The following is a 7,194-nucleotide window of genomic DNA, read 5'->3' on the forward strand; positions in this document are numbered from 1 at the left end:
AGAGAACGAAGAAATGAACGGGAAATCGAATATTGGGCTGCTGTTTTAACCGGTCACGTGATCAGCTGATGATGACGACGGTGTTTTTCGAGGTTCCCAAAAGCTCGACTAAAAGCAGAAACTGTGAACAGCTATCTATCCTGACACAGAGTCAATGCCACATCAGCCCCACTCTTCAATCCATCGAGATAATCCGCCCAGGCCTGCATCATTTTTTTCCGTTCTTCTAAATACTCAGAGCGGTGATATGCAGCCCGTACTCGATTTTGCTCTGAATGGGCAAGTTGTCGCTCGATCACACCAGGGCGCCAACCTTGCTCGTTCAGAAGGGTTGAGGCCATAGCCCTGAAACCGTTAGGGGTCATTTCATCATTTCCATAGCCCAAAGCTCTTAGAGCGGTCCTAGTTCCATTGTCACTTAGTGGTCGCTTGCTAGACCGCGCACCTGGGAAGACGTAGACGCCTCTGCCTGTCAGTTTGTGTAGCTCTTTCAATATTTGCACGGCCTGGAGCGAAAGCGGAACGATATGATCAAAGCCCATTTTCATCTTGGAACCAGGTATCACCCATTGCGCTGCTTCAAGATCGATTTCCGACCACTCTGCTTGCCGTAACTCCCCAGGACGGACAAACACCAAAGGAGAAAGCTGGAGGGCAGCCTTGACGACAGGGGAACCCCCATAGGCGTCAATCGCCCTCAAAAGCTCACCTACCTGTTTCGGGTCTGTAATTGCGGCAAACTGGCTTTTCTTAGGTGGCGGGAGGGCACCTTCCAGGTCTCCTGTTGGATCACGTTCAGCTCGCCCTGTAGCTACTGCATATCTGAATACCTGGCCGGCGTTCTGTTTTGCCCTGTGCGCAGTCTCCAGGACCCCCCTACTTTCGATCCTATGCAGCACAGCAAGCACTTCAGGGGCGGTAATCTCTTTGGTAGGCCGACGCCCGAGATAGGGGAAAACATCACGCTCCAGGCGGCGAACAATCTTATCAGCATGCCCTTTGGACCATCGCTGGGAAAATTTGCCAAACCATTCCCGGGCTATGACCTCAAAGGTCTCCGCATCACTCTCTGCAGCCTTCTGGGCCTTTTTCTGGATTCCAGGGTCTATCCCATTGGCTAAGGCCTGTCGCGCCTTACGACGCACTTCCCTGGCTGCCTGTAGGGTTTTATCTGGGTACACCCCAATCGCGAGAGTTCTCCGCTTACTCCCCAAACGATAGTCCAACCGCCAATACTTCCCACCATTCGGATGTACCAGCAAATAGAGCCCACCACCATCAGACAGCTTGTATTGCCGATCACGTGGCTTTGCAGCTCGAATCTCAGAATCCACTGAGTGGGTGTGTTTTCCGTGCCATTTCGACCTCCTGTACCACTAAAATAACGGAGAATTTTGGCGGTACATGTCTACACGCATACTGCATAGACCGTCAGAAATACCGTAAAAATGACGGGATACTACTGGATAATAATAGACGTTATTGGACAAAAGGGAAGCAAAAAAGCCCGCTACTACGCGGGCTTCAGGAAAATTCTGGACATCGTTGGGTTATAATTTGGTGGTACGGGTACTATTGAATTTCCTTTTCATCTTATTGTTTTTCTTATATTTTATATTTATAAAAATACCGATATACCGTCAAATATACCGTCAAATTATCCTGCCATCCCTCCTCCCATACCAACTATGATCTCCTCAGATCTCATCACATACCATATTGTCTAAGTGACAGTAAAAGATTCAGAGACAGAACCAACTTCATCAAACTAAATGTTGAGGCAAACTCATCCGGACCGAAACAGTGACTGAAAGGATTCAATATATGGATAAAAAAGATATCAAAGACGCGGAAGACTATATTGCGGCATGGAGCAATGCCAGGGACACCGCTTTTGAGTTCCCGCCTTTCGATACCCCAACTTCTATTGACCACCCTTTCATGGCGAAATTGAAAAAGGATCACAACTTCTTGTCTGCCGCAAGCAAATCAGATAAATGCTCACCCGGCGATCTTGCAGCTGCTGTAGCAGAAGGGCTACTCACCTATCATGATGAAACTGAACAACCCTTTACCAAAAATACGCTTTCTCAAATGTCGAATTGCATTAATCGTCTTCTTACAATAACCGAAAGCACTGCCATATTTGAGAGCCAAAGTGAACAAATGCTTTTGATTGATTTACTTAGACGATTAAAAGTACAAACAACGCCAGAGCGTGGATTTAAATCTGGCGGAAACATGCTACAACAACGAAAACTTATTAGATCCATTGCTGAAAACACATATGGCAAAGAAGTAAAAGCAAGCACGATTACTGAACTTGCTGCAATCATAGAGCCTGATATTGAAAGTGATGCAACACGCAAGAGACTCGATGATATTCATCCTGATGAATGGAAGGAATATGAGTCTGATTTTTTCGATCAGGTACTGTATCCCTACGTAAAGTTACTCAGAAAACACCAAAAGAATCTTCATGGGAAAAATATAGGTCTATTTTTCACCTGATTTTTCCTGAGAAGACATTCGTTAAATCAGATGATGTTTCCGACACATTAACAACCTAAAGGAAACATCAATGGAAACTACCGCTACCCTCGATCTGCGTTTCTATAGGAAACCTGACGTCCTTCAAATGACCGGCCTAAGCCATTCGGTACTGTATAAGCTGATTTCCGAAAACGCTTTCCCTGCCCCATACAAGCTGAGTGGACGGACTGTAGCCTGGCGCTCAGATGAGCTTCATGAATGGATTGAATCTCGCGAGACATCACCAGATTACACCCCTACTGACAAATAAATAAGGCCGACGCCCGATAAATCGTAGCAACGACCCACTCCTCTCTTAGTAGAGGAACAATAATATATTCATATTGATCAGTCTGTTGCTGTATTTATCGCGTATCGTTCTCAATATATAGAGGATACTCCAAATGTATAAACTCGAATCTAAAGTCAAGTTATTTCGCCTTGAAGACAACGACCCTACTCACTGCCCAGGATGTGATCAAGAGATCAACAGAGACACCATTCTTCTTGACGGTACTTGGTTTTGTAAGAAATTTAGTGGCAGCAATGATGAATGGTTTTATGACCTATGCGAAAAATGCCAGGATTCAATTTTTAATCCTAACTTTTTCTTGGAATGTAATAGCCGGATTCGATCAGCACCTGAAAAATATACATACAAGATATTTCGCCGAAATATTTTACGGCTTGAATTATCTGAAGAGAAACTGGATTTTATAAGCACTGAAGCAGACTATGAATGGGTAGAAAATGACCGGAAATGGTTTACAGGCAACCAAAATAGAAACTACAGGATTCGGAAACAGTTCATTGGTGAGTTTATTGATTGTGAGTTAGAGAATACGGAAGGAAATCCATACAGGCGCCCGGTAATAGTCAAACAAGTGGATAAAGACCTCCACTTCACCTTGCTCATGCGCTATGAAGTTGATGACAGAATTATAAGTAGACTGAACGAATCAGACAGTGAAATTCGTACTTATCTGACCGAAATGGGCGTTGACCCTGAAGTTGTTCTAGTCAAATAAGGCGGTGACTGTCATGAGTAAAGTCACTACACAAAACCGCACCAAACAATCAACGCAAGAAATAGCCCTTTCTTATGCTGAAAAAGGATGGCATGTAATCCCATTACACACATCAGTCGATGGCCGATGCTCATGCAAAAACCAGGACTGCCACTCCAAAGGTAAACATCCACGCACAGTTAATGGAGTCAAGGAGGCCACAACAGATGAAGCCACCATTCAGAATTGGTGGAATAAATACCCTAATGCAAACATCGGTATCGCTACAGGAGGTACATCAGGAATCGAAGTTCTTGACATTGACGTTAAAAAAGGGGCAAAAGGTCTAGAGTCCCTAACAGAACTTGAGTCTGTTCATGGAAAGCTACCTTACACCCTGACTGTTATAACCCCATCTGGAGGCAAACATTATTATTTCGGGTGCAGTAATACGAGACTGAAAAACCGGACTGGTTTTCGCCCCGGTCTCGATTTCAAATCAGACGGTGGCTATATCGTCGCTCCCGGCTCTTCAATCGATGGAGTTACCTATGAATTCGCTGACGAGAGCGCTGACATAACACCTATACCAATTACACTATGCCATGAAGTCCTAACACCAACTACAACTGGAAGCTTCAAGCCTGCTAATGAGGCTGCGTTCTTTGTGGAGGGTCAGCGTAATGATGGCCTATTCAGGTTGGCTTGCAGTCTGCGAAATAAGCGCGTTAAAGAAGGCGAGGCTTGGGGTCAAATTAGACAAGCCGCTGCTTCATGCTCTCCACCACTTGATGATGCTGAGGCTAGAAAATGTCTGGAGTCTGCTTATTCTTACCCCGAAGGACGAAAAATATTACCACTAACAGAGTTAGGTAACGCAGAGCTATTTCTCAGACTTCATGGCAATGAAGTACGCTATGTACCTGATATTGCGTGTTGGTTTATCCGGAATGATCATCTATGGAGACCATCAATAAAGGGAGAAATTCAGCAGCGGGCAAAGCATACAGTCCGTTCAATAGAAAAAGAATACGCAGGAGAAAAGAATTCTGATTTCCTAGAAAAAGTTCGGAGATTTGCCAAAAGTTCTGAAAGAGCAGCGGCATTGAATAACCTTCTTAGTTTGGCGCAGTCAGAGCCTGGCATCTCAATTCTTAGTTCCCATCTTGACCGTGACGATCATCTGTTTGGAGTTGAAAATGGGATCATCGATCTGCGAAAAAATGAACTGGTTAATCCTAGTGCAGACATCTACATCACTAAATGTAGCCGAGCGACCTATGACCCAGAGGCGCCATGCCCAAGGTGGACGCAATTCATCGAGGAGATAACAGGAGGTGACAACGAACTGGGGATCTTCCTACAGCAGCTTGTAGGATATTGTCTTGCCGGTGGTAACCCTGAACAGATGTTTGTGGTGTTGTATGGGCATGGTGCAAATGGAAAGTCCACATTTCTCTCAGTTCTAAACTGGCTCCTCGGAGAGTACTGCAGGACAGTAGATCCTTCTCTGTTCATGGTGAGGCGCTTTCAGAGCAGTGGAGGCCCAAGAGAAGACATCGTCAGGCTACAGGGCGCACGGTTAATATCAACATCCGAGGTCGGTGATGGCCAAGTACTAGATGAAGATATGGTCAAGCGAATGACTGGCGATGACATCCTTACAGGACGCGTTCCTTATGGCAGGCATTCCGTCGAATTCAGACCCAACTTTTGTCCCATCATGGTGACGAACCATAAGCCTATAATTCGGGGAGAAGATCACGCTATTTGGCGAAGGATCCGGCTTGTACCCTTCGAGCAGAAGTTCGATGCTGACAAACGTGACAAGCACTTAACCAAAAGGCTCACGGCAGAGCTATCTGGAATCTTGAACTGGGCACTGGAGGGGTATCGGCAGTACCTAAAAAGCGGACTAACCATTCCAAGATGTATCAGTAACGCTACCGTCTCATATCGCACCGAAATGGATCTATTCCAAGAATGGATAGAAGACATGTGCGTTATCGGGGAAAATGAGCGATGCAATACTGCCGACCTATACGGCAGCTTCCACTTTTATCACGATGGGGACAGGCTTGTATCGTCTATAACTAAAAAAGCCTTCGGCCGTAAATTGTCGGACAGGGGCTTTATCTCGTGTAAGATCAGAGGAAGCCGGGGCTGGCGTGGTATTCGTCTCAAAACCGAGATGGAACTGCTACAGGATCGGATCGAAGCCAGAAAGTAGTTAGTTAAATACTGGCCCCGGCAGCTGTCGGGCCATTTTTGGACGTTTGGGACGTTTCTAGCCCCTAAAAAACTCTTTTCTATATAAAAAATCTCTAGGAGGTAATTCAAAACAGCTGTTTTAATGTCCTAAACGCCCACAGCCCCATAATGTAAAAAATGACAACTAAACATGATGCGAACACTGCCTATTTCGAGGAACTCGATCGGCAACTCAAACAACTCTTCGAACTCTCCCGTCAGGGCATCAAAGCACCACCCGAGATGAAACCCCGCTGCGAGGGATATCTACGAGCTGCAATTGTTCTAGACTTGGCCACTTCCGCCGAACTGCAAAAGCGCATGGAAACGCTCCACCAAGAAATCTTCGGCGTAACCATTGCACAGCGCCGGGAGCAGAAACAAGCTCATTGGAATGAAACAGATATCGACTACTCAGTCTACGAGGCACCCACCTATGTGAGAAAACCTACCATGCCTGAAGGGTGACAAGATACTCCGCACAAGTGAGGTGCGCACTGTTCCGAAAATGAGGAGTAGCGCATCACGGCGAACCCAAGTCCGCCACCGCTTTTAAATGCGGTCACGGTCGCCTACTCCCCCTGGACTAGCGCCAGCAACTCCTCGTCCGTCATGGCCTCATACTGCCGCTTCAACTCCTTCAGATCGCTGGACAGTACGGGCTTCTCTACGGGCTTATCGTAGTACCCCAGGAGCTTCCCTACCTCTCTCATAGCGGCGATCATCGCCATAGGCTGTCCTTGTTCTCTAGCCCACATGAAGGCGCTCAGGAGGCCGCGTAGAACGTCATCACGCTGTACCTGGAGCCGCTCCTCGGTCTCCCGGCACTTCTGGTCGATCACAGCCCTGATGTGAGGTTTTGAAAGGTTCTCTGTGGCTATTTGCCTGGCTGTCTTTCTGCTGTATCCGGCTCGAATGGCAGCTTGGGTCCCATTTCTATCGATGAGGTACTCGTTGATGAAGCGGATTTGGCGAGGGCTTAATGACATAGTGTAATTATAACACTATCTGCATGCATCCCTGTGTCTAATGAATGCTAAGCAGACATTTTACATTGAAGGTCAAACAGCCGAGCTCAACCCTGAACGGACCTTCTTGCATTAATTGTAGAGCACCCGCAATACGATCATAGCCGTCCTTAGTTCGTTGGTATGGAGTTGTCCGCTCCTAGTCAGAAGCAGACGCCAATGTTGCAATAACTGTAGGCAAAAACTGCTTAGAGAGGAACTACAGGCGCTGTATTTGACGTCCGGGTTTTATAGCCTTGTTATGATTTTGATTTATCATTTAACACTTCAAACCTATGCATGGCGGTTTCGGATAATAAGTGCAATTGGTAGTTGAAGGGCCAGCTGGTAGAGTCGGCGCTTCTCCCGACCAAGAGACGAAGCACTTATGAGCTACA

7 protein-coding genes are annotated in these 7,194 nt (G+C 46.4%); 5 read left to right on the forward strand and 2 right to left on the reverse strand.

Going from position 1 to position 7,194, the window contains the following annotated elements; all coding sequences use genetic code 11:
* Positions 1–131: 131 nt before the first annotated feature.
* Positions 132–1,334: a tyrosine-type recombinase/integrase gene (locus BOW53_RS11890; RefSeq protein ID WP_078488196.1), complete on the reverse strand. Its 1,203-nt coding sequence runs from the start codon at positions 1,332–1,334 to the stop codon at positions 132–134.
* 490 nt (positions 1,335–1,824) lie between these two features.
* On the opposite strand from BOW53_RS11890, the gene BOW53_RS11895 reads away from it, so the two are divergent.
* The 5 genes from BOW53_RS11895 to BOW53_RS11915 all read left to right on the forward strand — a co-directional run bounded on the left by BOW53_RS11895 (position 1,825) and on the right by BOW53_RS11915 (position 6,257).
* Positions 1,825–2,511, forward strand: a complete 687-nt coding sequence (locus tag BOW53_RS11895) for a hypothetical protein (protein WP_078488197.1) — start codon at positions 1,825–1,827, stop codon at positions 2,509–2,511.
* A gap of 70 nt (positions 2,512–2,581) precedes the next feature.
* Complete coding sequence (locus BOW53_RS11900) at positions 2,582–2,803, forward strand: helix-turn-helix transcriptional regulator (protein ID WP_078488198.1); 222 nt, start codon at positions 2,582–2,584, stop codon at positions 2,801–2,803.
* Positions 2,804–2,936: 133 nt separating this feature from the next.
* Entirely contained in the window at positions 2,937–3,560 is a 624-nt protein-coding gene (locus BOW53_RS11905) for a hypothetical protein (RefSeq protein ID WP_078488199.1), read from the forward strand.
* Between the two features lie 13 nt (positions 3,561–3,573).
* Entirely contained in the window at positions 3,574–5,769 is a 2,196-nt protein-coding gene (locus BOW53_RS11910) for a phage/plasmid primase, P4 family (RefSeq protein WP_078488200.1), read from the forward strand.
* A 158-nt stretch (positions 5,770–5,927) separates the two neighbouring features.
* Complete coding sequence (locus BOW53_RS11915) at positions 5,928–6,257, forward strand: hypothetical protein (protein ID WP_078488201.1); 330 nt, start codon at positions 5,928–5,930, stop codon at positions 6,255–6,257.
* A gap of 104 nt (positions 6,258–6,361) precedes the next feature.
* On the opposite strand, the gene BOW53_RS11920 is transcribed toward BOW53_RS11915, so the two are convergent.
* Positions 6,362–6,778 carry a terminase small subunit gene (locus tag BOW53_RS11920; RefSeq protein WP_078488202.1) on the reverse strand — a complete coding sequence of 139 codons (417 nt, stop codon included), beginning with the start codon at positions 6,776–6,778 and terminating at the stop codon, positions 6,362–6,364.
* Positions 6,779–7,194 lie beyond the last annotated feature (416 nt).

Source organism: Solemya velesiana gill symbiont (genome assembly GCF_002020805.1).
Classification (GTDB): domain Bacteria; phylum Pseudomonadota; class Gammaproteobacteria; order Chromatiales; family Chromatiaceae; genus Sedimenticola_A.